Annotated in this window: 23 protein-coding genes; 22 read left to right on the plus strand and 1 reads right to left on the minus strand. The window is 47.3% G+C overall.

The features are described 5' to 3' along the window. Window positions 1–15: 15 nt before the first annotated feature. The 4 genes from OXH39_11700 (at window position 16) to OXH39_11715 (ending at window position 5,264) form a co-directional block, all read left to right on the plus strand. Complete coding sequence (locus OXH39_11700) at window positions 16–2,592, plus strand: VWA domain-containing protein (protein MCY3551114.1); 2,577 nt, start codon at window positions 16–18, stop codon at window positions 2,590–2,592. Window positions 2,593–2,604: 12 nt separating this feature from the next. Next, window positions 2,605–3,300 carry a hypothetical protein gene (locus OXH39_11705; GenBank protein ID MCY3551115.1) on the plus strand — a complete coding sequence of 232 codons (696 nt, stop codon included), beginning with the start codon at window positions 2,605–2,607 and terminating at the stop codon, window positions 3,298–3,300. Between the two features lie 218 nt (window positions 3,301–3,518). Continuing rightward, entirely contained in the window at window positions 3,519–4,832 is a 1,314-nt protein-coding gene (locus OXH39_11710) for an AAA family ATPase (GenBank protein ID MCY3551116.1), read from the plus strand. Window positions 4,833–4,835: 3 nt separating this feature from the next. Beyond that, entirely contained in the window at window positions 4,836–5,264 is a 429-nt protein-coding gene (locus tag OXH39_11715) for a hypothetical protein (GenBank protein MCY3551117.1), read from the plus strand. Between the two features lie 50 nt (window positions 5,265–5,314). On the opposite strand, the gene OXH39_11720 is transcribed toward OXH39_11715, so the two are convergent. Then, window positions 5,315–6,988: a thiamine pyrophosphate-binding protein gene (locus OXH39_11720; GenBank protein MCY3551118.1), complete on the minus strand. Its 1,674-nt coding sequence runs from the start codon at window positions 6,986–6,988 to the stop codon at window positions 5,315–5,317. Between the two features lie 300 nt (window positions 6,989–7,288). Between OXH39_11720 and OXH39_11725 the strand changes: the two genes are divergently transcribed. The 18 genes from OXH39_11725 (at window position 7,289) to OXH39_11810 (ending at window position 26,288) form a co-directional block, all read left to right on the plus strand. Continuing rightward, the gene (locus OXH39_11725) at window positions 7,289–8,131 is read left to right on the plus strand and encodes a LamG domain-containing protein (protein ID MCY3551119.1); all 843 of its coding nucleotides are present in this window, start codon (window positions 7,289–7,291) and stop codon (window positions 8,129–8,131) included. Between the two features lie 303 nt (window positions 8,132–8,434). Continuing rightward, entirely contained in the window at window positions 8,435–9,439 is a 1,005-nt protein-coding gene (locus tag OXH39_11730; GenBank protein ID MCY3551120.1) for a hypothetical protein, read from the plus strand. A gap of 33 nt (window positions 9,440–9,472) precedes the next feature. Beyond that, window positions 9,473–10,258 carry a phytanoyl-CoA dioxygenase family protein gene (locus tag OXH39_11735; GenBank protein MCY3551121.1) on the plus strand — a complete coding sequence of 262 codons (786 nt, stop codon included), beginning with the start codon at window positions 9,473–9,475 and terminating at the stop codon, window positions 10,256–10,258. A 9-nt stretch (window positions 10,259–10,267) separates the two neighbouring features. Continuing rightward, the gene (locus OXH39_11740; protein MCY3551122.1) at window positions 10,268–12,391 is read left to right on the plus strand and encodes a hypothetical protein; all 2,124 of its coding nucleotides are present in this window, start codon (window positions 10,268–10,270) and stop codon (window positions 12,389–12,391) included. Window positions 12,392–12,520: 129 nt separating this feature from the next. Further along, window positions 12,521–15,556, plus strand: coding sequence for a sigma-70 family RNA polymerase sigma factor (locus OXH39_11745; protein ID MCY3551123.1), 3,036 nt, complete (start codon window positions 12,521–12,523; stop codon window positions 15,554–15,556). An 18-nt stretch (window positions 15,557–15,574) separates the two neighbouring features. Continuing rightward, window positions 15,575–16,462 carry a hypothetical protein gene (locus OXH39_11750; protein MCY3551124.1) on the plus strand — a complete coding sequence of 296 codons (888 nt, stop codon included), beginning with the start codon at window positions 15,575–15,577 and terminating at the stop codon, window positions 16,460–16,462. Between the two features lie 147 nt (window positions 16,463–16,609). Continuing rightward, a complete protein-coding gene (locus OXH39_11755; protein MCY3551125.1) occupies window positions 16,610–16,984 on the plus strand; it encodes a hypothetical protein in 375 nt (124 codons plus the stop codon). A 33-nt stretch (window positions 16,985–17,017) separates the two neighbouring features. After that, complete coding sequence (locus tag OXH39_11760; protein ID MCY3551126.1) at window positions 17,018–17,383, plus strand: hypothetical protein; 366 nt, start codon at window positions 17,018–17,020, stop codon at window positions 17,381–17,383. A gap of 377 nt (window positions 17,384–17,760) precedes the next feature. Further along, window positions 17,761–19,017: a PQQ-binding-like beta-propeller repeat protein gene (locus OXH39_11765; protein MCY3551127.1), complete on the plus strand. Its 1,257-nt coding sequence runs from the start codon at window positions 17,761–17,763 to the stop codon at window positions 19,015–19,017. After that, window positions 19,017–19,937, plus strand: a complete 921-nt coding sequence (locus OXH39_11770) for a hypothetical protein (GenBank protein ID MCY3551128.1) — start codon at window positions 19,017–19,019, stop codon at window positions 19,935–19,937. Before OXH39_11765 ends, OXH39_11770 begins: the two co-directional genes overlap by 1 nt. 48 nt (window positions 19,938–19,985) lie before the next feature. Continuing rightward, window positions 19,986–21,434 carry a PQQ-binding-like beta-propeller repeat protein gene (locus tag OXH39_11775; protein ID MCY3551129.1) on the plus strand — a complete coding sequence of 483 codons (1,449 nt, stop codon included), beginning with the start codon at window positions 19,986–19,988 and terminating at the stop codon, window positions 21,432–21,434. 60 nt (window positions 21,435–21,494) lie between these two features. Further along, window positions 21,495–22,100, plus strand: a complete 606-nt coding sequence (locus OXH39_11780; protein MCY3551130.1) for a hypothetical protein — start codon at window positions 21,495–21,497, stop codon at window positions 22,098–22,100. A gap of 26 nt (window positions 22,101–22,126) precedes the next feature. Then, a complete protein-coding gene (locus OXH39_11785; GenBank protein ID MCY3551131.1) occupies window positions 22,127–22,387 on the plus strand; it encodes a CopG family antitoxin in 261 nt (86 codons plus the stop codon). A 51-nt stretch (window positions 22,388–22,438) separates the two neighbouring features. Continuing rightward, entirely contained in the window at window positions 22,439–23,512 is a 1,074-nt protein-coding gene (locus tag OXH39_11790; protein MCY3551132.1) for a hypothetical protein, read from the plus strand. 25 nt (window positions 23,513–23,537) lie between these two features. After that, the gene (locus OXH39_11795; GenBank protein MCY3551133.1) at window positions 23,538–23,870 is read left to right on the plus strand and encodes a hypothetical protein; all 333 of its coding nucleotides are present in this window, start codon (window positions 23,538–23,540) and stop codon (window positions 23,868–23,870) included. A gap of 384 nt (window positions 23,871–24,254) precedes the next feature. Continuing rightward, on the plus strand, window positions 24,255–24,383 hold the full coding sequence (locus OXH39_11800) for a hypothetical protein (GenBank protein MCY3551134.1): 129 nt from the start codon (window positions 24,255–24,257) through the stop codon (window positions 24,381–24,383). 30 nt (window positions 24,384–24,413) lie between these two features. Continuing rightward, the gene (locus OXH39_11805; GenBank protein ID MCY3551135.1) at window positions 24,414–25,247 is read left to right on the plus strand and encodes a hypothetical protein; all 834 of its coding nucleotides are present in this window, start codon (window positions 24,414–24,416) and stop codon (window positions 25,245–25,247) included. A 345-nt stretch (window positions 25,248–25,592) separates the two neighbouring features. Then, a complete protein-coding gene (locus OXH39_11810) occupies window positions 25,593–26,288 on the plus strand; it encodes a hypothetical protein (protein ID MCY3551136.1) in 696 nt (231 codons plus the stop codon).

A 26,288-nucleotide genomic window follows, 5' to 3' on the forward strand; every position in this document is an offset into this window, starting at 1 on the left:
TATCTCAATAAAATTATGGAAATTACACGCCCACTTTTACTTTTACTGCTACTTTTCTTACCGGCTCTTTACTACGGTTACCGGCGGAGCCTCGTGGATTTGTCACGGACGCAGCGAGTCATTAGTTTGGTTGTTCGGATTATCATTGTCGTCCTGCTGATTCTGAGCGTTGCCGATGTCCAGTACCTGAAGACAGATGATAAATTGGCGGTTATGTTTTTGGCGGACATTTCGGATAGTATCTCGGACGATGGGTTGACGAAAGCGACGGATTATGTCAACGAAGCACTGAAATCACGAGACGGGAACCAGCAAAGTGGTCTCATCGCATTTACGGACAAAGCGGAGGTCGTTCAAGCATTACTGAAAAATGGAGATGAGCCTGATGCTGAATTGAAACTCACTGAAGTCAAGCAGGCGTGGCTGGAGACGGATGAGGACGCGGGTGATACAACGAACATCGCACAGGCAATTGAGACTGCATGGGGAACTTTCCCCGCAAATGCGAATAAGCGTATCGTCCTTATCACGGATGGTGTTGAGACACAGGGGGACGCTGTTCACACTGCACTTCGTGGGAAGGATTTCGGCATACAAATCGACACGGTGCCGCTATATCCGAGCGATGAACCGGAGGTCATGGTTCAAAGACTTGATATGCCAGCACAGGTCAAACAGGGTGCGCCGTTCAATGTAGAGGTGCTCATCCACAGCAACCATGAAGATGTAGCAGAGATCCGACTCTTCAAGAACAAATTCGAGGTGGCTAAACAGGAGGCTCGGCTTGAAGAGGGTGAAAATCGGGTAGTGTTTACCCAAACGGCTATGGACAGCGGCACGCTTACTTACGATGCGCTCTGCCGATCCACCAAAGATACGCGCTACGACAATAACCGTGCACTCGGCATCGTTTCGGTCTCTGGTAAACCGAAAGTGCTGCTCATCGATGAAAACGAGTCGCAAGCCCGTTATCTGACACGCGCGCTTGAAGATGCCAAAATTCGCGTTGATGTCCGTAACGGATTGGGCGTACCGAATGAACTCGCAGATTTGCAAAACTATGAACTCGTTATTTTCAGCAATGTGCCCGCTAACCGGCTCACCCAAAATCAGATGGAACTTATCCGCACCTACGTACAAGACCTCGGCGGCGGCTTCATGATGCTCGGCAGCGAAAACAGTTTCGGACTCGGTGGCTATTACAAAACGCCAATCGAAACGATTTTGCCTGTCCACACGGATACAGAGAAGAAAAAAGAAACGCCTTCTTTGGCAATGGTCTTGGTTATTGACAAATCTGGGAGTATGGGTGGCATTAAGATTGAGTTAGCAAAAGCCGCAGCGCGTGCCACCGTTGAACTGCTTGGGAAACGTGATAAAATAGGGGTTGTTGCCTTTGATGGTTCCCCGTTCTGGATTGCGGAGATGCATGATGCTTCGGACAAATTGTACCTCTCCGATCAGATCGGTTCAATCACCGCGAGTGGTGGCACGAATCTCTATCCGGCACTTGAGCAGGCGTATTTCGCCCTGACGGAGACGACAGCGAAACTCAAGCACGTCATCGTCCTCAGCGATGGACAGTCACAAGATGGGGACTGGTACGGTATTGCCAGTTCTATGCGGAACGAACGTATCACGATCTCAACGGTCGGCATCGGGAGTGGTGCTGACATGAACCTCCTTGGCAACCTCGCTAACTGGGGTGGTGGACGGGATTACTTTACGCAGGACCCGTATAGCATCCCACAGATTTTCGCGAAGGAGACTGTTACGGCTTCCAAATCTGCAATTATTGACGAACCTTTCATACCGCAGCGTATCAAGCCCACTCAGGTCTTGAGCGGAATAGATCTTGAACTCGCACCCTTTCTGCTCGGTTATGTTGCTACGCAGCCGCGTCCGACGGCTGAAGTCTTCCTTGTTTCCGACCGCGGTGATCCGCTACTGGCAAGTTGGCAGTATGGTTTGGGGAAATCTGTCGCGTTTACCTCTGATGCTAAAGCACGTTGGGCTTCGGATTGGTTGGATTGGGGCGGCTATGGCAAGTTCTGGACGCAATTGGTGCGTGATACAATGCGGAAGGCGACGCTCAGCAATTTTCAGGCGGAAATCAGGAAGGAGAAGGGGATTGCGCATCTCGCTATTGATGCGCTTGACGACGCGGGAGATTTCCTGAATCAACTGGAAAACGATATTTCCCTTATTTCGCCCGATCTCAAGAAGAAACAACTCGCTGTTACACAAACCGCTCCTGGGCGATATGAACTCGATTTTCCGACGAAAGACGTTGGGCCCTATTTCCTGAATGTCATGCAAAAACAGGCAGGCGAAGTCGTCAATACGCAAGTTACCGGCACTGTCGTTTCTTACCCACAGGAATATCTCGTTCATAACGCCAATGACGCGCTTCTTACACAACTCGCTGCGGTATCGGGTGGAAAATTCAACGCTTCAGCCGAGGACGCGTTCCGTCCCCCTGAAGAGCAAGTCGCGCTGCGTATCCATCTATGGCGACCGTTCCTCATCGCTGCCCTATTTCTATTGCTCGTGGATATTGCGTTGCGTCGCGTTGATTTCAAGCGCGCCTAAAGGAATGTGTTGATGGTCATGACAGAATGGGGTGCAAGCGCGTCCTCAAAGCATTTCACCTATAAAGTGGAAACACAGCGTCCGTGGAAGCCTGAAACGGTGCTTGAACTCTTAGAACAGGCACATCAGGAATTTGAAAGCCTCATGGGACCGGGCTTGGATACTGTGATTGAAGTCGAAGACCGAATCTGTGAACCTAATAATTTAGGTGCGCGCGCCGAGATAAACAAACAGGTTCACTCCGCTCAAGGGTATACCGTAGAGGTCAAATTCATCTGTGAATTTCCGCAGAACTATGGTGACACCGAGCAAGAACAGAATCTGGCATACCATTTCTTTGTTCATGAACTTTTTCATTGCTGGATTGGTGGGAATGTATTGAACGGTTATGGATTAATCGTTGAAGCAATTACCCAGTATATGACGGATTGGACGCTTGTTCACTTGGGATGGTGCACCGAAGATTTATTGATTCAGGGACGAATTAACAGTCAACAAATCGTAGACACCGCAAACCCACCTCACGCAGCCATCGCCACATACAAACTTCTGTTCGATCAGATGCACACCGATGATTCAGAGAATCTCTTCGCTTTCTGTAAGGATTTAGCCGACTGTTTCCGTCAACAACGAAGTCGAAAAGAAACGGATATATCCCGTATTTTGCAGCGATACTTGGGAACAGCGTTGGAAGAATCCAAGGCATAGCGAAATCAATTAAAGCCTCTTTCATGGAAAAAGAGGCTTTTTTCAAATAGGCCCCCAAGACAAAACAGCCGTGTATCTCAGTGAATTCTTTTGACAGGTCCTGATTGTATGTGTTACCATAATGGATAAAATGTATTGAGAATACTGAAAATTAATATGTCCCAGAATCGAATCTAAGTAGAATGTTGACAACACAATGAGGTTGTGGAGATGACAAAATGAACATTACCCAATTCATAATGGAAGAGGTCCGTTGTTTCAGTGAACGCCAGACACTTGAAATTCGACCGTTGACTTTTTTGGTCGGGGAAAACAGTACTGGTAAGACGACAACACTTGCCTGTTTCCATGTATTAGCAAATTATTTGCGGGGTAATGGTGTAGATTTTAATTTAGCCCCCTATTCCATGGGGACCTTCAGAGACATTGTCAGAAACAGTCGAAAAAGAGACAAAGTTTTTAAACTTGGATTCACTCATAAATATGGCAATGAAAATGTTGAACCAACATTTGAATTTGTTGAGAAAAAGGAAGGATTTGAACCCACGGTGAGTTCGGTCACAGTGAAATTCAGTAACGGAACAATCGTTTTTAATAAAATTAAAGGTGAATTGGAATGGATGAAGCACTTAACCACCTTTGATGTAAAACGAAATCAATATTGGATAGATTGTAGAAATGATGTTTTCACCAGACTCTTCCTTGATATCTCCTTAGATTCACTAAAAGGGCAAATTGAAGGAAGAACTGCCTTAGCAAAATATTTGAAAGCACTTGGAAATGCGGCAAGCATCGTCTATCAGCCATGGGATATATGGGACACCATATCCATATTTAGCACTTCACCTATTCGCTCACGTCCTAAACGAACTTACGATCCGACAAGGGAATTTGATGATCCAGAAGGCAGCGATGTTCCGATGTATTTAATGCGGATTGAAGCGACCGACGAGCAGAATTGGGAAGCGTTAAAAACACAATTAGTTGAGTTTGGTAGGAATTCTGGATTGTTTGAGAACATAGATGTAAAAAACTTTGGACGCTCCTTGGGTGCTCCATTCCAACTACAGGTCAAAGTACGTGGTCCTAAAGCAAATATCACTGATGTCGGCTACGGGGTCAGTCAGATTCTACCAATTTTAGTGCAGATTTTAAATCCGAGTATTTCTAAGAATGTTCGGCGTGATCCAATGCAGTCATTTTTTTCTTTATTACAACAACCTGAAATTCACTTGCATCCAAAAGCACAGGCAGAATTTTCTTCTTTGTTGGTGAAATTGGCTAACAAGGGCAATCAGTCATTCATTATTGAGACACATAGCGATTATATGATTGATCGTGCACGCATTGAGATCAGAAAGGGAAATATCCGTCCAGAAGATGTGTCCTTGATCTATTTTGAACCCAAAGGAAATATTGTCAATGTCCATAATATCGGTTTTGATAAGGAGGCGAATCTAATCAATGTTCCACCACATTATAGGGATTTTTTTCTAAAAGAATCTAAACGACTTATGGGGTTTGAAGATTAGGTGATGTGTGTAATTTTGGATGCAAATACTTTTGGTAAATTTAAGAACCCCACTGATGAAGATATGGCACCTGTGTGGAAATGGTTGGATAACAGAAATGGCAAAATCGTCTACGCTAACACTGAAAAATTTGAGGATGAGTGGGAAAAGGGAGGGATGAGTCCCTTAAGAGACCAGATGATGCGGGCGGGTCAACTTAAGTTAGTATCTGAAGGTGTACAAGAAAAGGCGAATGAATTGGAAGGTGAAATAGCATCAAACGACGAGCATATTATTGCATTGGCTATAGTAGCAAGCGTGAAAGTGCTAATATCTTACCGAGAGGGCGACGGCGATTTATTTGATGATTTTAGGGATAAGAATTTAGTTGGAGGCAGAGTATATACGAGAAAAACGCATACACACCTACTGAAGAAAGACACCTGCCCGTAAAATGAAGTAATGCGAGGCATGGCAACCTCGCACTACCACATAATTCTCCTTTAGGAGGGCATCCAAGTCCGTGGTGCAATCCCTTCCACGTGCGTTTTCACATCCACGACTGCTGGCTGACCTGAAGCAAACGCCTGATCCAGTGCCCTTGAGAGTTCACTCGGTTTGTTGACCGTGATCCCGAAACATCCCATTGATTCTGCCATCTTCGCGAAATCTGCGTCTGGGAACAGCCAGAGTTCATCGGAACCCGCTGTCCGTCCGCCATAAACCGACTCAACACCACCCTGTTCTTGGTTCAGTGAGTGGTTATTGTTCACAACGATAACGGCATTAATTCCAGATTTCATTGCCGTGTCGAGTTCGGTCATGTGATACCAGATGCCGCCGTCTCCTGTGAAACAGAGCACGGGTCTATCGGGTTGTGCGCACTTCGCGCCCATCGCCGCGGGGACACCCCATCCCAACGAACCTGAGCAACGTATGAAGCTCTGATCGGGATGTTTAAAGTCAATCATCGTGCCGGTCCAGATGCCTGAATGCCCTGTGTCGGACACAAGGATCGCGTCTGATGGGAGATAATCTGTCAGTTCACGGCAGAGGCGTTCCGGTAGCATCGGGAGTCGCTCTGAATTAACTTTTTCGCTGACGCTTTCTCTCCAGTTGTTCACCAATTCTTGCACGCAATTGACCCATTCAGTGCGCGGTGTCGTCGTTTCTGCTGCTTCAAGCATCCGTCTTAACGTATTCCGCACGTCTCCCTGCATCCCTAACTGAATAGGATAATTCCGTCCGAGTTCATCTGGATTAATATCGAGTTGTATAATCGGTGTCCCTTGTGGCGGGATCTTGTATCCGTTGGTTACCTGTCCACCGGTGTGGCTGCCGATAAAGAAGACGAGGTCTGCTTCGCATACCGCTTGATTGGCGCACGCCCGCGAGTATGAACCGGGGGTTCCGACTGCCAGCGGATGATCACTAGGGAACATCGCCTTGGCATTCAGAGAGGTCGCTACTGGAATCGAGAGTTTTTCTGCCAATGCTACGAGTTCTGCGCGTGCGTCTGAAGCCGTTACGCCGCCACCGGCTACAATGAGGGGTTGTTTCGCGTTGGAGAGGAGTTCGAGAGCCTCTGTTACCTTTTCTGCTTCTGCTTCCGGTCGGAACGGTGGGAGTTGGGTAAACGCCTCTTCAACGATTACCTCAAGTTCGCCTTCCCGATCAATAACCGACGACCCCGCGATGCCCTCGAAGTCGAGATGGGCCGGTCCTGGTGTCCCTGTGGTTGCAGCACGAAAGGCTTGGCGCAGATAAAAGGGAAGCTGCTCGGGTGTCGCAACATAAGCACTATATTTTGTAACAGCAGAAAACGGATTAACGTGGTCTACCTCTTGATAGGCGTGCCGTTGCTGATTGATTTGGTTTTCCTTACCGGTAATCGCAATCACCGGCGCGCAAGCGAGATAGGCATCTTGTAATCCGGCGGCGAGGTTGACTGCTCCGACAGATTGTGCCATACAGAGACTCGGACTGCGATTCACACGAGCGTAGGCATCCGCCATATACGCTGCCGCTTTCTCGCCATGTGTCTGGACCCGCTTAATCCCAAGATTTTCCATCTCCATTAAAGCCCGCGGCCCGATATAGGGCATAAAAAAAACGTGGGTAATCCCATACCCGTGAACGGTTTCAGCAATAAATTTAGCACCTGTCATTTTCGGCATAAGTTTTTCTCCTCTTTTGGCACTGCTTGTCAAACCAAAACTTGCTCTACAAGAGTGGTGTGGCTTGCGACACGATGTGAGAAGCATTCTATCAGTTTTCAGCATAACTTGCAAGCGTGAACTTGAGATAAAAATAAATTTGGTAGTAAATCGTTGAAGGTGCTATAATTATCTCAACGATATCGTCTGAACCAAAGTTCGCAGGGTTCAAGGATAGCAGGATTGTAGATATTTCGAGGTCACACCAAAGATTCTCAATAGATGCGGAAACGTTCTCACTTCCGCAAGGAGCAAGGGACTATGAAAAGACTAATCTATCTCCTTACGCTTACACTGGTTATTGCAGCACTTTCCAACAACGGATATACAGAGCCAGTGGTGACAGATGGACTTGTGAGTTATTGGACTTTTGACCGGCAGGACATTGATGGCGGCACAGTCAAAGATGTCTGGGGCGAAAATGATGGGAAAATCGTCGGTGCTCCAAAGATTGTTGACGGTCACGTGGGGGAAGCACTCGAATTTGATGGCTCTGATGATTATGTCAACTTGACAAACCTCGGCGATTTTGGAGAGCAGGTCGGTACCTCTACATTTGAAGCTTGGGTCAAAACCGGTTTCAAGAAGAATTGGACGACGCTATTTAAAGTCCTTGATCAGGGGTGCAATATGGCGTGGGCAATCGATGTCAACCGGAGTGCGAAAGCGGGTTTTCCGCTTGCTGAAGACATTGTCCACTATTACGTCCGTCAGAAATCGGCGGCGGGCTGCAACGCCATCGCTGTTGAAATTGAATTTGCCCTGTCAGACGGCAAATGGCATCACATCGTTTTCGCAATTGTAGACGCTGGCAAAGCCGAAGTCAGTATCTATATGGATGGTGAACCACAAGAGGTGATCGAAGGTGCTGTAAAAGACCTCGACACCTTTGTTCCGTTTGTGGAGCCGGTCTATATCGGTGCGGCGAACAATCGCGGCAATGTTGAGCGGCATTTCCCCGGTATCATTGATGAGGTACGTATTTACGACCGACCGCTCACAGCTGACGAAGTAACCCGTAATTTTGAATCCAAAATAGGTTTGTCCGTTCAAGCTGCCGAGAAGTTATCTATTGTCTGGGCGACCTTGAAGACAGAATTATAGGATAACGTGAGTTCAATAATAAAAATTAACGTACACGTAGGTTGGGTAGAGTGGTAAAAGACTATGTCCTTTCAGGTGTACAGAGAGTTCCGATTTTCGATGTTTCATTTATTTAGATCGATATAGCGAAACCCAACAATCCAACTAAATAGTTCCTAATTTTTCCAAATTTAGACTTGTGTAGGAACGTTGGAAAATGATATACCCTGTCTATCAAAAAGATTTGAAGGCAGATTTCATAAGTGTCCGTTGTGTAGGCATACCTTACCGTGCGATTTCTGTGCATCTAAAGGAGCAATTACCATGAAAAGGTTACTTTACTTGCTGACGATTGCCTTAACTATCTCCATATTTTCCCACAGCGGGAACACGGCGATAGTGACAGATGGGCTTGTGAGTTATTGGACATTTGATCGACAGGACATTGTTGATAACACAGCCAAGGATGTTTGGGGCAAAAACGATGGAACAATTGTAGGAAATCCCAAACTTGTTGCTGGCCGAAGGAACAGTGCCTTGGAATTTGATGGTTTTGACGATTATGTGAACCTGACAAACCTCGGCGATTTTGGCAGTCAGGTTGGTACGTCTACATTTGAAGCTTGGGTCAAAACCAGCTTGAAGAAAGAACGCTCGACCACACTCTTCAAAGTCCGAGATGCAGATTGTGGTATGGGTTGGGGAATGGATCTCAACGGCTGGACAGAACGCCCCCGGGATCCCCATATACCTGGATTGGATAAAGAAATTAATCTCAACGACTGGCAGAGAGCTAATCACAACGGTTGGAAGGACTTCGCTAACTTACCCCCTATCTTAGCAATGAACCCGGGGGTGAATCTTGCTTTTGATAATAACATTAGTTTTAATAAGGATGTCATTCGTCTGTATCTTGCCTATAAATCGGGGCAGCGTGGATGCAGACATTCGGCCTCTGGATGGCGGTTCCCGATTTCTGATGGAGAATGGCATCACCTTGTCTATGTCAATGGAGTTCCTTATGTAGATGAAGATGGACGCGAGTTGCGAGAAAGAGCCATCTTTATAGACGGTAAACGGGAATGGCTCAGTAGGTATAGGATTGAGGAAACCGACAGTTTTATCCCGTTCACGGAACCTGTCTATCTTGGTGCCGGGAACAATCTTGGTGAGGCAGAAGCGTTCTTCAACGGGATCATTGATGAAGTCCGTATCTACGATCGACCCCTCACTCAAGACGAAGTGACCCAGAACTTTGAAATTGAACTATCCGTTGAGGCAGCCGAGAAACTTCCTGTCGTTTGGGGTGCTCTGAAGACAGCACAATAGCATTGCGTTAACAACAGCCATAAAAGGAATTTAATGTTCACACCTCACGAAAAATGGTTTTTTGACCACCACGGATTCATCATCCTCCGTAAAGTCGTGCCACCTGAGGACATCCAACGAATGATTGAACTCGGTAACCAGTGGTACGACACGCCCTTGGAAGAACTTCCACCACCGCTCACCTCTACCTCCCGAACAGGTGATCGTTCCGCGACGATTGCCCATTGGATTAATCATATCCAATACGGCGACCCTGTCTTCCAACGGCTTGTGCTTAACCGAGAGATTATGCGGGTGATTATCGCCCTGACGCGAGGGACTCCCTGTCTCGTTGATTGTGCCTTGACGAAGAACTACAAAACCTCCGATGACATCCACTTCCATGCCTCCGGTCAAGATTATAGCGTGGACGAATCTGGACCTCGAGCGGGTTTCCTCAACGCTGGGACTTCGTTAGTTGACGTGCCATCAGGGACAGGGTTCGTCTGTCTGCCCGGAAGCCATAAGCGTAACTTTGAACCGCCTGATGACCTCTCAATCTATGATGGCCCCCCAACGGTTATCAACGTCCCTGTCAACGCTGGCGATTGTGTTATCTTTACTGAAGCACTCTATCACGGTGGAAGACGCTGGACGGAATCCTATCCCCGATACACTATTTTTAATCGTTATATTGACAACGCATCACACAATTCCCTTCCCATTGAGAGCCACAAACATCTGATTTCGGACGAGGTCTACGAGTTGGAGCAGCCCGCAGTTCGGGGACAACGGAAACAAGTTGTAAAACGGATTTTGAGTGAATTAGACGCACGCTGAGGTGCTACGATGCAAACATGCCAGCCGTATCCACTTGGCGAACCGGGACAGATGGCGACGTATCGGTATGAAGGTGAAGACCCGCTGCCGAATACGATTGTGAGAACATTCACTTGGGCAATCGGTTCGGTTGAGGAAAAGGCTGGTGTGCCCTATCAGTGGATCTGTCTCCGCGCAACGAAAGTATCCGGTGAAAAATTTTCTGTCTGGTTGCTCAGTGAAAATATACCGTCCGAGGATGTGAAGGCAGCCAGCGCGACCACGTCCCGTTACATCCTCCAAATTGGAGACGATATTCCTTTGGAATTCCATGATAGATTCACTGGAAAACCTGTCTTACCCGGACTCGGCGCGTGGCAATATCTTTTCCCTAAGCCCGCAGATGAAACGGCGCGAGATAATCTCTTCCCGCAAACAGTAAAATATCTTGGACATACCTATCGGCTCACGCAGATATCCGATTCAGGTGAATCTGACGCACCGCCCGATACGCAGCTCCTTTCACTCCGTCCTGAGACTCTTATCGGACCCCCCAGCAACACGAGGCAGAAGGACGAAACGCGCCGCTACGACCTGTCCGATTATGAACTCGTCTCTTTGACTGAAGCAGATTACGATGAAATGATTGCGGCAGGAATCAACTGTGTCCGCGTTGATACAGAACAGGTCGAATGGGTTAAGAAGCGCAACGTTTTTTATTGGGGAATTGACGCGGTTGCACTCGGGTATCCTGAGTGTTTATATCGAAGCAACTACCTCGGTCCCGCTATTTTTATGGACGAACCCGCTGTCTGCACACGGGACCATGTGCTTCGACCCAAGTTAGAGACGGATGTGGCATTTCGGAAAGCGATAACACCGCAACTCGCCTTTGAAGCGTTCCAAGACTATTTCCACACCGCCAAATACGATGGCGCGCCTACACGGCTATACAAAGGTTTGGAAGCACACCCGGACGTGGATTTAGGAGACATGGAGTTTCTTCAGCAGAATCTATATACGTGGGAGACCATCGTCAGTTCAGCAGTGTACCAGTTGTCAGAGGGAAACGCAGAGACACCTACCGCGATCGTTTTTGAACCACCCGGTAGGATTGGAACGATGCGAACGCTACCTGAAATGAATATGGCTTACGGCTGCCAAATCCCGATAGACAACCCGAAAAATCTGGCGAGTATCCTCTACGGCTTCCTACGCGGTGCAGCGAGGCAAACCGATAAAGGGTGGGGCATGAGCATCTACGGACAGGTACACCGTGCAGACGCGTTCTGGCTACAGACGCACGCTTACGACTTGGGCGCGCGACATTTCCACTACTGGGATAGTTATCAGCTTGCTTGTGTACCTTATGGTGAAATCCTTGCACTCTCACGAAATCTGAGTGCCCATGTTGAAAGCCATCCGCATAGGAATCTTGAAGAACTCCGCACAGCCGCGGAAATAGTTATTCTGTTACCACCCGGCTACAATCTGGGACACGTTGAGATGGGTAGGGGTAATCTCTGGGGTTTGGGGGAACTCAATTTAGAGAGGCGCAACAGAGAGGGTGTCAAATATCGCACCGTGATGCACAACTTCTTTACCGAGATTGAGAGAGCGATCCGACTCGGTGTTGCCTTTGACCTCCTTTGGGATTTAGCCGAACTTAAGTTGTCCGATTATCGTGAAGTCGTCCGGATTCGAGAGGATGGCAAGGTGGAGGTCCGTGAAGGTGAGGAGACGGTCTTACACGAAGGCGCGAGGATACCACCCCGTCCAACCGGTGTCTCGCCGACGTTGACTGTTGATGTGTCTGTTTCACAAGTCAATGCCTCAATTGAAGTCCATGCTTGCGCGACTGTGACCGAAGGATCCGCCTCAGTTTACTACACGCGAGGTGCTGACGAAAATGGTGTCTATAGTAACGAGATAGTACTCTGGGAATTGTTCGGTCCAGGAGAAGAGGATTACCGTTTCTTGAATAGAGAACAATCGGAAGTCCGCATCACTCAAACGGGATCGGTCGCCGGTGTGGAAGTTCGTTTTGAACTTAGACATCCTGGTGACTATCACCTTCGAGCCGCAACCGTTGACATGGCGGGTCGCACAGCGGTCGCGTGGGAAGCTATTACCGTTTCCAATGCGCGTGTCTAAGTACATTCTTTTTCGATTTTCCTATTTTAATTCTGAAATTTTCCATAAATCTTACATTTTATGCAACCTTCCTACCCGCAGCACATCTCTTATATATTATGAGAGACAACATGCTTTTGGAGGTGGCACATGCGAAACAACGACGCTGAATTAATTCAACAAACCTTAACAGGCGACCAGCGCGCTTTCGGTACACTTGTACGAAGGTACCAAAAACCGCTCCATGCACTTGTATGGCGGAAAATAGGCGACTTCCACATTGCTGAGGAGATCACGCAGGATATTTTTCTTAACGTTTACAAAAAACTACAGACATTGAAAAATCCGAATCGGTTTGCGGGATGGCTTTATGTAATTGCTTCCCGCCGATGTATCGCTTGGTTAAAAAAGAAGCGGATTCCAATGAAATCGTTAGATGCGATGCCACCAGAGGAATTGGAAGAGCTGGCTTACGCACAATATCACGCGGAACGACAAGACGAGGTCGTGAGTGAACGGCACCGCGAAATTGTCAAACGTCTCCTTCAGAAATTGCCGGAGAGTGAACGCACCGTTGTAACGCTCCACTATCTCGGTGACATGTCATGCGAAGACATTAGCAAGTTTTTGGGTGTATCACCGAACACCGTCAAGAGTCGGCTCCATCGCGCTCGCAAGCGATTGAAGAAAGAGGAACGCATGGTTCGTGACGTTTTGGGCGGTTTCCAGTTATCCGCGTCGTTAACTGAGAATATTCTGAGAGAAGTTGCTCATATCGAACCCACAACACCAGCGGGGGGTAAGCCGTGGATACCGTGGGCAGTAGCAGCTTCAACGACCATTTTCGTTATACTTTTGATGGGAAGCGGTACACAGTATTTAGCCCGTTTCCAGCAGCCCTACAGTTTGAATGTTAGATCAGAGACAACCGTTGAACTCGTTGACACGCCTCTTGTTCATGCCTCAAAGAAAAAAATTGATGTCAGAAATCAATTTGGGAATACTGACGTACCGGGTAGAAATAACAGAAACACTCATCTCGGAGCGGATGCACGCCAAATTGTTGCCGACCAATCGGAGCGATCCGATACATCCATTGTAAAATCGCGGTGGATTCCGATGGGCGGACCAGAAGGCACTTCTGGTGGCAGAGCCGGTTTGTTTGCGACATCCAAGCGAACCCTTTACGCCGTTGCAGCAAGGGGGATTTACAGGTTGACAGAAAACAAAGATGCCTGGACCCTTATCTGCGAAAGCAGCCCAACCCGTCAGTTTCAGGCACCGATGGCAGAACATGAAAATATGCTCTATGTTTTAACACCCAATCATCTATTAGCCTCAACCGATGAGGGTGAGACATGGGATACCGTTGGTCCGCGACCAAAGGGACGTGCTTTTGAGTTGCTCATCACAGACAGAGCATTTTACCTTGTTTTTGAAAAACATATCTTTCGGTCTGACGATGCTGGTAAAAGTTGGATACCGATGATGCAGGAGTTGCACGCCCAGATTACAAAAAGGAATGCTTCACCTGACATCTCAATTTCGGACGCTGTCGCGCTTGACAACAGTGTATTTGTTGGGACAAACCAAGGACTTTACCGTGTTACCACCGGCGTTTGGGAGAGGTTGCCTTTCTACGGTCCCCAATTTATTAATTCATTGATCGCTACCGAGGGTAAACTTTATGTTGTAGCGGGTCCCGATTTTACACAGTCTACAATATTTGAGTATCAAAGCTTAGATTTTTCAGTTGAGATATTAAAGGCGCCGCCGAGAATTTTTCGGTCAATCGACCTTGGCGATACTTGGGTCGATATTTCACCGGCGATAGGAAAAAACGAAAGAGGGGAGTTATGGATGGAGATACCGCCAACAGATGACAAGTTCCGACTCCAAATGTTCAGTGGTCTCCAGTTAGTCGCAGTTGGCGAAAGGCTCGTAGTGATGGGGACACGCGTCTTACTATATTCACAGGATAACGGCGATACGTGGACAGACATCGGAAAAGACATCAACATTGGCGAGAATGCGTTGAGTCAGAGCGTTTTCCCAGTTGTCGCGTTGGACGAAAATAACTTTTATACCTCGGATATTACAGGGATAGCCCGATCAATGGATGCTGGTGTTTCGTGGCACCCCTTTTCCAACGGAATGGTGAACTCTCATATTCAGAGTTTGATTCCCCTTGAAAACGCGCTCTGTGCACTCACTCCTGAAGGTGTGGTTAAATCAACGGATATCGGAGAATCGTGGACATCCATTGGGATAGATGCTCATGCTATCGTTGTGAAAAAAGGGAAACTTCAAAAGAAACAGACGGCTCCAGATTTGCTGAGCGATGCCAAAATTGCGAAGGATAAGGGTTCACTTTATGTCAGTAACAGTACAGCCGATAGCGTCGGTTTTTATCGCCTTTCTACTGATGGAGGTGTACTGATGTCCGTTCAAGGAATTCCGGCTTTTGTTGAGGATACACTGCAGGTTGAATGGCAGAAAAAAATTAATAATGCGCCTGGCGATCGTGGATTAAATCGCAAGCAAAAAGCGGATAGGCCCCGTATCATTGAAGAATATCTGACGAACGGTGGTTTTACAATTACCGACGAAACCGTCTTTATGGAATTCCGACACCAACTTTTCAGATGGCGAAAAGGTGAAGCCCAATGGTTCAATACGGGTATCATAGATACCACCGAACGTGCTGCCGGTGCAGATGCATCCAAAGGTCTCACGCTCGCGGCTTCACAGAACGTCGTCTATGCTGGTAAACGGGATGGATCCCTATTTCAATCGCTTGACAGCGGAAAGAATTGGAAAGAGATTACCGCAAATTTACCTTTTGTTTTCACATATTTTGAAGAGATAGTTTTTGCTGGTTCCACCGTTTATGTCGTAACAGATCAAGGTGTTATGAACTCTCATGACGGTGTCAATTGGAACGCACTCACCGATACCAAAGGAGACCGAATTCAGATGACTCGGATAGCGGTAGATGGTGATACGGTCTACGGTGTGTGCAGCCAAGGCGTTTATCGCATGGACACCGGAACAGATACATGGATTCAGATGGCATCCGAGATTCCATACAAGATAACGGCTTTCGCCGTTGACCGCGGTATCTTCTACATCGGTACACGACGCCGCGGTGTACTCCGTCTGCATCTTGACCAATCCAACAATTAAATTTGACGGAGATATTTCATGAAATATGTCAAAGAGACATTTTTGATGATCCTCTTGATGTTACCTTTAACGCTCTCTGCGGTGCCCCATGAACCTTCCCCTGCTGGAGGGGGTTGGCTTGAACTGAATCCACAGCTGCCGCTCGTGCAAACTGAAAAACCATGGTTTCCTGATTATCCGGGTCCGCTAACGATTGAGGCGTGGATATATATAGAAGAACCGCCGAACCTTCAAAGTGCTTTCTCACTTGTTGGACAAACAAGTCGTTTCAATTGGGCAATTCTTGGACATTCCGGGGATAGCAATTTTGATGGTGTTCCAGATTCTATTGGAGGCATTCTTACCCAGGAACATAATGGAACTTCAGGTATGGTCACCACACATCTACCAGCTAGGAAATGGGTACATTACGTAGCGGTAATTGACAATGGTGTTACTGTAGGAAGCAGCGGTTTTATTACACAAATAAGTCACGGGGAATCTCTGGCAACTGCTAACAACCGATTGATCATAGGTGGGGTTCCAGTATTGACTGAAATTGCTTTTCCGAACAAGCAAGAAACGGTTCTTGGGACAGGGGTATATATTGATGAACTACGAATCAGTTGTGTCCTGCGCTACAAGTTGGGTGAAAATTATACTGTTCCAACCAAGGCGTTTACATCGGATATTGATACACTCGGATTATATCATTTTGATGGTGAATCAACAGAACACTACCAGGACGCGTCAGAGCACCGGATTCCGTTAATTCGTAGTAAAGAAAATGCCGAATCCAAAAAGGAAAAACTTGCGGTCGAAGCCCCCAATAAATTAGCCACTATATGGGGCACCCTGAAATCTGCACGATCGAGGTTGGAGAATTTTTTCCTCGAACTAATGAACCTAATGATCATGATGATCTGATCGGGACAGTAAACGTAAGGATCGTCAGCATCGTAAATGGGCTTATACTACATATGGATTTTATCTGACCATTATCTCCGACAGGAATTAAAGATACCTGCTATTCTATCAAAACTGTGTAAACCCTAATTTTGAAGGAAGTAGATTATGCAATGTATTAGAAAAATTTTCTTGATGATTATAGGCATTATTTTTACAGTGCCTTTACCGCTCCTTGCAGCACCGCATGAACCGTCTCCTGCTGGAGGGGGTTGGCTTGAACTGAATCCGGAGCTGCCGCTCGTGCAAACCGAAAAGCCTTGGTTTCCCGATTATCCCGGTCCACTAACGATTGAAGCGTGGGTATACATAGACAGACCACCGAGCGTTCAGGATATCATATCACTGGAGGCTGGATCTCGTGCTGCCTTTTCCATAGCGGGTCAGACAGACCGGTTCACCTGTGCCATCGTTGGTGATGGATACAAAGCAAGTCCCGCTATCGTTACAAGGGGTGTTGGGGCTGGATCCGGGAAGATATGAGGGACACTACCTACCAGGCGGTGGGTCTATTACGTGGCAATAATTGACGGCGGTTCTACTGTCGGGTGCGGTGGAGCTATCTCTGGACTAACACCCGGGAGCCGTCTCGCATCTGTGAATGAACCTCTCCTTATCGGTGGTGTTCCAGTTTTAAGGGAAAGTGCGCTGAAAGCGGTGCCTGCCTCTGGGATGTATATTGACGAACTGAGAATCAGTCGTGTTGTGCGTTATGACGTAGGTGCGTATAATACACCCATTGGCGCATTTACTTCAGACGATGATACACTCGGTTTGTACCATTTTGATGGAGCGTCAACCGAACGTTATGAGGATGCCTCACCGCACAAGATTCCATTAATCCGCGTTAAGAAGCAGACCAAATCCAGGTCAAATCAGTAAATCCCTCTAATTTCCACCTCCTCTATTCTCGGAAACCCATTTCAAACTTTATGCCTTCCCGCTGGCAAGGTTTTTTTCCTAACCACGCCTTTCGCTGTTTCTCAATTTAAGTCCTTTTTCAAAAACATCAAACGTGGTATAATAGTATATCAAAAGATATGCAGAACAAAACTATCTCTTGCGCTGTCAGATTCATAAGCGCGACATAATGAGATGTTTCTAACAGACGCACAGCGTTAAACATTAAGACCTTTTTCAGCGTCTTAATAGGGTTACAGATACCCGTAAAATACATGAGGAGGAACAGAAGTTTGCACCATTGGAAATCAAACCTTTTTCGACTATTTACTTGCTTTGTTCTGGTGGTTTCCCTTTCCATGCCTGCTATCGCTGGCGATTGGCCGACGTGGCGGGGACCAAACCAAGACGGCACCTCAACTGAAACTGGGTTAATCTCATCTTGGTCGGTTGAAGGTGAGAACCTACTCTGGGAAGCGGAATTTATCGGACGTTCAACACCGATTGTGCTCAACGGCAGAGTCTACGTCATGGGGCGTGTCGGTAAAGACATCACCGAACAGGAACGCGTTGCCTGCTTCGACGCAGAAACCGGTGAACGCCTATGGAATTATCAGTTTAACGTCTTTCACACCACCATCACCTTCAACCGAGTCGGCTGGACGAGCCTCGCTGGCGACCCAGAGACAGGGAATATCTATGCGCACGGTGTCCAAGGACTTTTCTTCTGCTTCGACAAGGATGGCAATGTCCTTTGGTCGCGTTCACTCACAGAGGAATATGGACGGATATCGGGTTACGGGGGGCGCGTTCATACTCCCATTATTGCTGGCGACCTCGTCGTGATTAGTTATCTCAATTCGGGTTGGGGCGATCAAGCCGCAACACGCCACCGCTATTTTGCCTTCGATAAACGGACCGGCGAACTGATTTGGATTTCAACCCCCGGCGGTAGACCCTTAGACACAACTTACTCCACGCCAGTCGTTACCACTATCAATGGACAGCAGCTCATTATTGGTGGTAACGCTGATGGCGGTATCTACGCCATGAAACAGAATACCGGAGAGATGGTCTGGGGATTTAAACTGAGTCAACGCGGTATCAATACATCTGTCATCGTTTCAGGCACGAAGGTCTACGCCTCGCATAGCGAAGAGAATATAGACAATACAGAGATGGGACGCGTCGTTTGTATTGACGCAACCGGCACCGGGGATGTCACTAAAACCCACGAACTCTGGCGGTATGACGCGGTTAACGTTGGATACGCGTCTCCGACAATTCACGGTGGACACCTCTATGTTGTGGATAATTCCGCTAACGTTCATGCTGTGAATGCGGATACAGGTGAGCTTCTCTGGATGCACAACATCGGCAAAGTCGGTAAAGGTTCTCCTGTCTGGGCAGATGGAAAACTCTATGTCCCGGAAGTCAACGGTGGTTTTGCGATCCTTCAACCCAGTGAAGATAAGTGTGAGACGTTAAGCACGCAAGAGATCAGTCGGGCAGCGGAGGAGCATTACGTCGAGATTTACGGTTCACCGGCTATCGCTGATGGACGTATCTATTTCACGACAGAAGAACGCCTCTACTGTCTCGGAGGGAAAAATTAATGAGAAATTCTATCCTACTTTACGTTATTCTGATCGTGTGTATCCTCGCCGCTGGTTGTACGAGCAAAGAGATGGCACCGGAGCCGATGAAGATGTCAACTGCCCCCGCTGTCTCGCTCCTGCTTACGCCTGCTGAAACGCTCACATCAGGTGAATCTGTTGCGTTCAGTGTCATTGGGTTCGATGCAGCGGGTAAACAGACAGAAGCAGTCGGTGCCACGGAATGGAGCAAAACCGGCTTGACCGGTACGCTTCAAGATGGCACATTCACACCTGATAAAAATGCAGGCGCACACGCTGGCACAGTTACTGTCCAATCGGGCAATATGAAAACGATGGCTCGTGTTCGTGTTATTCCATCACTCCCGTGGTCGCAAAATTTTGAGGGGATTGAGCTCGAAAAGATACCCACGCACTGGATTGGCGCGACCGGCAAGTTTTTTGTGCGCGAGAAAGATGAAAATAAAATTCTTGTCAAACCGCCCCCCGTACGCGGTTTAGACCGATCGAATGTCTACATCGGTCCCGCCACAATGAAAGACTATCAGATTCAAATTGACTTAATGGGCACAAAAAATAAACGCAGAGTCCCGGATATGGGACTCATTGCGAACCGATATACGTTGGATATGCAAGGTAGACACCAACGTCTGCAAATCCGTTCATGGGCATCAGACTTACGGATGGCGAAGACAATCGACTTCGCTTGGGAGACAGGTGTCTGGTACACAATGAAAATGATGGTAGAAATTGCTGATGATAAAGCAATCATCCGTGGAAAAGTATGGCGAACTGGCGAATCTGAACCGGCAGAATGGACGATCACTGCTGAAGATCCATTGCCGAATCGCGAGGGAAGCCCGGGTATCTACGGTAACTCCCCAGCTGATATCTATTATGACAATCTTAAGGTATGGTAGTCCTCTAACGAAAACCACGCGTAAGAAGAAAACAAAGGAGTCGTTCAATTGAAACCTTTTTGGCAATCACGATTTATCTACATCATAAAACTCGCGGTATTTCTTCCTTTTATGGTGTCTGCCGTCTCCCCGGAAAAAGAGATCGCCTTGTGGGGCGGCACGCTAAGCCGTAATATGGTCTCCGACGAAAAGAATATCCCCGCAAGTTGGGATTTGGAAACCGGTGAAAATATCAAATGGACAGCAGAGCTCGGTTCGCAAAGTTACGCAGGACCCCTCATCATTGGCGGGAAAGTTTTCGTCGGTACAAATAACAAGGCACTCTACAACCCAAAACTGACCGGTGATCGCGGGAATCTTATGGCATTTCGCGAATCCGATGGCAAATTCCTCTGGCAATCGACCCACACCAAACTCCCGGCAGGCAGGGTAAACGACTGGCCCCTGCAGGGAATCTGTTCCACGCCGTTTATTGAAGGTGATCGACTCTACTATATCTCCAACCGTTGTGAAGTCGTCTGTGTTGACACTGAAGGTTTCCTTGATGGTGAAAACGACGGCCCCTTTACCGACGAAACCGAAACAAGTGAGATTGATGGAGACATCATTTGGAGCTACGATATGATGGACGAGTTAGATGTCTTTCCACACAATCTCGCGACCTGTTCACCACTCGCAGTTGGTGATCTTCTTTTCTTGGAAACGAGTAACGGTGTTGATGAAGGGCATATACATATCCCTTCACCAGATGCTCCATCCTTTATTGCTTTGAATAAGAATACAGGAGAACTTGTGTGGGAGGATGCCTCCCCTGCCGAAAATATACTGCACGGGCAGTGGTCAAACCCCGCTTACGGTGTTATCAAAGGTGTCCCGCAGGTTATCATCCCTGGTGGTGATGGTTGGGTCTATGCGTTTGCGCCGGAAACAGGTGATATCATCTGGAAGTTTGACTGTAATCCTAAAGATTCCGTTTGGGAACTCGGCGGACGTGGCACACGCAACAACATCATCTCAACCCCTGTTGTTTATGACGACAAGGTTTTTATCGCTGTTGGACAAGACCCGGAACACGGTGAAGGCGTAGGACATCTCTGGTGCATTGATGCTTCACAAACCGGCGATATTACCGAGACCGCAGGTGTATGGCATTTCGGCGGTGAACAGTTCAATCGCACAATGTCCACTGTAGCTATTGCTGATGGCCTCCTCTATATCTCAGACTTGAGCGGATTCCTCTATTGCTTGGATGTGAACACTGGGGATCTCTATTGGAAACACGATGCTTTCGCTGCAATTTGGGGTTCCCCCTATGTTGTGGACGGCAAGGTTTATCTCGGCGACGAAGATGGCGATGTTGTTATCCTGAAAGCAGGTAAAACTGAACAGGTACTGTTTGAAACCAATATGGGTAGTGCTGTTTATACGACACCTGTGGCAGTGAACGGGGTGCTTTACATTGTAACCCGTAATACACTGGTTGCAATTTCTGAATAGGAGACTGCTAAATACCAGAATCATTTGGAATCTATCGCATATCTTGTGAGGTACTATCACATGGCGTATAGTAACTTTACATTGGAAACAGTACGGAAAGCATTTGACATAGAAGAGGTTGATATCGCTGGACTTTTCTCTGAGAGTGAACCGATGGCTCCGAGTGAACTGCTTACCGCCGTGTTGGCGAGAAACATACCATTAGCTACTGCTATCGGAACCGAGAAAGCAAAGTCAGAATTGATTGTCGCCAATGTTCTTGTTGAACTCCGTGAGCAGTTAAATCTAAGCATCAGTCTCTTTTCTGGAATTGATTTCAACGTTGATGACGAGAGGGGCCTGACAGGTGTTTGTGATTTTTTGGTAAGTCTCTCACCAGTACAATTTGGTTTGGAAGCACCGGTCATCATCCTTGTTGAAGCAAAGAACGATAATCTTGAAATTGGTCTTGGGCAATGTGTGGCAGAAATGGTTGCTGCCCAGCACTTTAACGCTGAAGAAGATAACGACATTCCGTGTATCTATGGAGCGACGACTTCGGGCACAGAGTGGCGGTTCCTCAAATTGAGAGGGAAGAGGCTCTATATTGATATGCTTCCCTACCAAATTGAACGCTGCGACAAAATACTTGGTATCCTCGCAAACATGGTGGCTCAAAAAGCCTAAGCGCGAAATTTTAGGAGACTCCAAAAATGAAAGCGTTGCAGGTACCAGAATTTTCAACTTACGAGGAAGAAGCCGCTTTTTGGGATAACCTTGACACCGCCGATTTTATGGGAGACGATGGAGAATGGTTTCGTTTTGAGACGAATCAAGCGATTCGTGTGGCAATTCTTCCGGAAATCGCTGAAGAACTTATGAAAAAAGCGCGCGCGCGAGGTGTGTCAATTGAGACCTTAGTGAATGTTGTTTTAGTTGAGCACGTTAGGGAATCAGTTGAACACATTGATTAGTTAAATTTGAAAGTGCCAAGTAAATGGTACTTTGTAGAAAGTTTTATACAAATGAACCTTACCCGAAAAATTAATGAAGCCCGAAAAGCACTCGATGCACACGTCCGGGAAATCGTCAAATGGCACTTTAGCCCAAAGACCGGATGTCCCTTCTGGCTGGAGTACGCAGAAAATCTCGATTTTGACCCGCGAAAAGAGATCGGTGGCTATGCGGATCTCAAGTGTCTCGGACATTTTGAAGACGAATGGCTCCGCGGTGGGCCCGTCCGACGTTGGGTCCCGAAGGCTTACGCCAATGATCCGATTTATGTCTTTGAAACCGGTGGTTCGACGGGCGTACCGAAGTCGCGCATTAGTGTACGTGATTTTCACATTGATTATGAAATATTCAGTGAAACGCTTTCTGATGAAAGTTTCCCACCCGGTAGCGATTGGCTTATGTTAGGTCCAACGGGGCCGCGGCGTTTACGGCTCGCCGTTGAGCATCTCGCACAACATCGGGGTGGCATCTGTTTCCACGTTGATCTCGACCCACGTTGGGTGAACCAACTCGTGCGTTACGGGAAAAATGAGGAATTGGACGCGTATAAAAACCATGTGATCTCACAGGCACTCAATGTGCTGCGCGCCCATGAAAACGTCCAATGTCTCTTTACAACACCGAAGTTGTTAGAGGCGTTGTGTGAGAAAATTTCGTTGCCAAAGGTCGGTATTAAAGGTATTTTTTGTGGGGGAACCGAGATGGACGCACAGTTTCACCGTTTCGCCCGTGAGGAACTCGTTCCGGGCATTGATTTTATTCCAACATACGGGAATACACTTATGGGTTTAGCCACTTGTAAGCCATTCGATCCAGCGGACAACTATGCGATTATCTATTATCCACCGCATCCGCGCGCTATCATTGAATTGGTTAACCCTGAAAATCCGGAGGAGCTTGTCGATTACGGCGAAACCGGGCGCGTCATGCTAACCACGTTAACAAAAGAGTTTTTTGTGCCACGTTTTCTGGAACGTGACGAAGCCGAGCGCGCCGAACCGATTCCCGAATATCCGTGGGACGGTGTTGAGAACCTCCGCCTGCTTACGGAACTCCAGGAAAGTGTCGTCGTGGGTGTTTACTAAGCACTCTTAATCACAGGAGATAAACATGGAAGAGATTAAAACCGTTGAAATACAAGACCTAATATACGAAGAAACCTATACCGCTCACATTCAGAAAAATGGAGCTACGTGGATCGGGTGGATACCGGAAGTTCCGAAAGTCAAGTGTTGTGAGGAAAACACGCAGGAAGCGTTGCTAAAAACCCTCGCAAAAGTCCTTCATGAAACCTTAGTCACTGCAGAAGAAGAATGGGATAGACAAATTGAGGAAGACTTAAAAGCAGGACATCTTGATGATCTCTTACAAAAAGCAGAAGAAAATTTCAAAGCTGGCAAGTACTACGAGATAGAAGACCTCCGGAAATTCTTGGAAAAGTAGTTTTTTAGTGCTTATGGAATAACTATGAACAGAAATGTGTCCAACAAACTGGGCTTCTTGATACAAAAATCGGAAATTTTTGAGTAAACGCGAACAAATATAGAGCAACATGAGCCATATTCTGAATGCTGATTTTTGGAGGTTTTGCGCGAAACTTCCGCGCGATGTTTGAAGACGAGTCCCTCAGAAATTTGAACTGCTAACGCGAAATCCAAGACATCCTTCTCTTCGTTTTAAAAAGGTTGGGATTCTTTGGGCGATTCGAATCGGTAACGAATATAGAGCTTTAGCACGGAAAAAGAACGGGGTATTCGACTGGTTTTGGATCGGAAAACATGATGAATACATAAGGCGGATTCGAGAAGGTTGACGAAAGAATTTTTTGTGCCCCGTTTTCTAGAACGTGACGAAGCCGAGCGCGCCGAACCGATTCCAGAATATCCTTGGGACGGTGTTGAGAACCGCTGCCTGCTTACGGAACTCCAAGAAAGCGTCGTCGTGGGCGTTTACTAAATTGTCTTAACAAACAGGAGAGAAAATAAGGTGATAGTGGACTTTAGTAATGTTCTTAGCAGCATAGCGGATGTGCAAGTGCAAGCACATTGGGAACCAATAGCGGATGCTACGTACAACTTGCATCAGCCAACACGAGAACAGTTCGATAGGCTCAAAGCACGGTTGCCAGAACCAGTGAATATGGAGTGGGAACAGGCGTTAGAACTTTTCAATCTCAAACCTGTGCACCCATTGAAGAACTACAGCCAAGTTGACTTTCAAGTTTTTCTACCACCTTCGGCTGCTAATGTAGGGGATATTTGGGAACTTGACCCGAAAGGGATTCTCCCATTCCTCCATCAGTTTCACCCGGGTGCAACAACGGAGATCACCATCTCTTCTCACAGAACGCCTAAGTCTGACGGTGCGAGGGCGTGTTTACGGGCAATTTCGCCCGATTACGCCGAGGTTGTCTTCCGAATTCATGCGCAGTTCGTGCTGGACGCGTCTGGTATCCGTTTGTTGCCATCACAGTTTGCAGGACGATTGGTACTGAATCGAAAGGAAGGAGAAGTTGTCGAGTTTTCTCTGTTTCTTCCGTCACGCAATAGCAATGTAGATGTTAATGTGTTCAGGGCAGCAGACATAGCTTTTATCCCTCGCATGGAACTTTCCACTTTATCAAGCACACCTGTACGCGAGATAGCATGGGAAACAGCGATCACTGAGGAGGAAGCGTACAAAACGTTAGCGACTGCGTTCTACAAGTTTGCTAAAATTGAGTGGAGCCCAATTGAAGATGCCGTTGCACTCGCGAAAGTAACAAATCGTCCTATCCATGCGTTAGTTTTATTTGGTGCACTTGATGATGAATCGTGCTGAGGGACGGGTAAAATTTTGAGAGCGGGTCCGCTCTCTTCATCGGAAGTCATCAAGTTACTCAACGCGCACTTTGTCAATGTTTGGGTTCTATTGCGAGAGTTACCCGAACTGCAGGACGGTGCCAAAGGAGCTGCTGCCGCTATGTTAGCGACAAAACTCCAAGCGCATTTTGTATATCCGGTGGACTCTCTGATTCTGACGCCAGCGTTGGAGTTTGTCCAACATCTGCCCACGAATGAGTTTCACAAATCTTTTCCCGGTAATGAAAAAAAATCCGAATATTTTAGATGGCTAAAGTCATCTTTAGCGCAAGTAGATAGATAGACACTGAAGAGGAGTCTAAGTATGATAACGAAAATTGAGAAAGTCTTCCGTTCACCCTATTCCGTACCGAACGGTTTGCAAGTTACGGACGACGGTTTATGGATCGTTGATCAGATTACCGATAGAGTCGCTTTAGTTGAAATCACATCAGACCCGGACTATACCGTACCGAAACTCATCCGCGATATTCCGAGCGAATCCTCGAACACAAGCGGGATGACATACGGCGGTGGCGCGCTCTGGTTAGCAGCGAATGGTACTGGCGAACGCTGGCGTCCCGTACGGGATACAGATGCCGAGACAGGTGAGATCTTCCAAGTGGATCCCGATACTGGCGAAACCCTCGGACGATACCCGATACCTGATGGCGGCGGCACGCACGGTGTCGAATATGACCACTACGATGAGGGACATCTCTGGGTCCAAACCCTCAAAGATCAGGTCACACATAAGGTCAGGATTTCGGATTGGTCTATCCAAAAGACGCTTCCATTGCCTCATGGACGTGGACACGGCATGGTTCGCGTTGAAGATGGGCTTTGGTGTACGCATACCTCTGATAGAGTCATCGTCAAACTTGATCTTGAAGACGGCACGCCGCTTGATGTGATTGAGGTTCCTGAAGACTGCCCAGAACCGCACGGTTTATCCCTCTATGGGGACGATTTCCTTTATTGCGATGCTTCTTCGGGATGGGTCGCGAAGATTACATGGTAA

The sequence above is a fragment of the Candidatus Poribacteria bacterium genome (assembly GCA_026702755.1).
Taxonomy (GTDB): domain Bacteria; phylum Poribacteria; class WGA-4E; order WGA-4E; family WGA-3G; genus WGA-3G.

What these genes read in the sequence shown, in the direction of transcription:
- OXH39_11700 (MCY3551114.1), top strand. Translation starts at nt 16, where the DNA reads ATGGAAATTACACGCCCACTTTTACTTTTACTGCTACTTTTCTTACCG.
- OXH39_11705 (MCY3551115.1), top strand. Translation starts at nt 2,605, where the DNA reads ATGGTCATGACAGAATGGGGTGCAAGCGCGTCCTCAAAGCATTTCACC.
- OXH39_11710 (MCY3551116.1), top strand. Translation starts at nt 3,519, where the DNA reads ATGAACATTACCCAATTCATAATGGAAGAGGTCCGTTGTTTCAGTGAA.
- OXH39_11715 (MCY3551117.1), top strand. Translation starts at nt 4,836, where the DNA reads ATGTGTGTAATTTTGGATGCAAATACTTTTGGTAAATTTAAGAACCCC.
- OXH39_11720 (MCY3551118.1), bottom strand. Translation starts at nt 6,988, where the DNA reads ATGCCGAAAATGACAGGTGCTAAATTTATTGCTGAAACCGTTCACGGG.
- OXH39_11725 (MCY3551119.1), top strand. Translation starts at nt 7,289, where the DNA reads ATGAAAAGACTAATCTATCTCCTTACGCTTACACTGGTTATTGCAGCA.
- OXH39_11730 (MCY3551120.1), top strand. Translation starts at nt 8,435, where the DNA reads ATGAAAAGGTTACTTTACTTGCTGACGATTGCCTTAACTATCTCCATA.
- OXH39_11735 (MCY3551121.1), top strand. Translation starts at nt 9,473, where the DNA reads ATGTTCACACCTCACGAAAAATGGTTTTTTGACCACCACGGATTCATC.
- OXH39_11740 (MCY3551122.1), top strand. Translation starts at nt 10,268, where the DNA reads ATGCAAACATGCCAGCCGTATCCACTTGGCGAACCGGGACAGATGGCG.
- OXH39_11745 (MCY3551123.1), top strand. Translation starts at nt 12,521, where the DNA reads ATGCGAAACAACGACGCTGAATTAATTCAACAAACCTTAACAGGCGAC.
- OXH39_11750 (MCY3551124.1), top strand. Translation starts at nt 15,575, where the DNA reads ATGAAATATGTCAAAGAGACATTTTTGATGATCCTCTTGATGTTACCT.
- OXH39_11755 (MCY3551125.1), top strand. Translation starts at nt 16,610, where the DNA reads ATGCAATGTATTAGAAAAATTTTCTTGATGATTATAGGCATTATTTTT.
- OXH39_11765 (MCY3551127.1), top strand. Translation starts at nt 17,761, where the DNA reads ATGCCTGCTATCGCTGGCGATTGGCCGACGTGGCGGGGACCAAACCAA.
- OXH39_11770 (MCY3551128.1), top strand. Translation starts at nt 19,017, where the DNA reads ATGAGAAATTCTATCCTACTTTACGTTATTCTGATCGTGTGTATCCTC.
- OXH39_11780 (MCY3551130.1), top strand. Translation starts at nt 21,495, where the DNA reads ATGGCGTATAGTAACTTTACATTGGAAACAGTACGGAAAGCATTTGAC.
- OXH39_11785 (MCY3551131.1), top strand. Translation starts at nt 22,127, where the DNA reads ATGAAAGCGTTGCAGGTACCAGAATTTTCAACTTACGAGGAAGAAGCC.
- OXH39_11790 (MCY3551132.1), top strand. Translation starts at nt 22,439, where the DNA reads ATGAACCTTACCCGAAAAATTAATGAAGCCCGAAAAGCACTCGATGCA.
- OXH39_11795 (MCY3551133.1), top strand. Translation starts at nt 23,538, where the DNA reads ATGGAAGAGATTAAAACCGTTGAAATACAAGACCTAATATACGAAGAA.
- OXH39_11810 (MCY3551136.1), top strand. Translation starts at nt 25,593, where the DNA reads ATGATAACGAAAATTGAGAAAGTCTTCCGTTCACCCTATTCCGTACCG.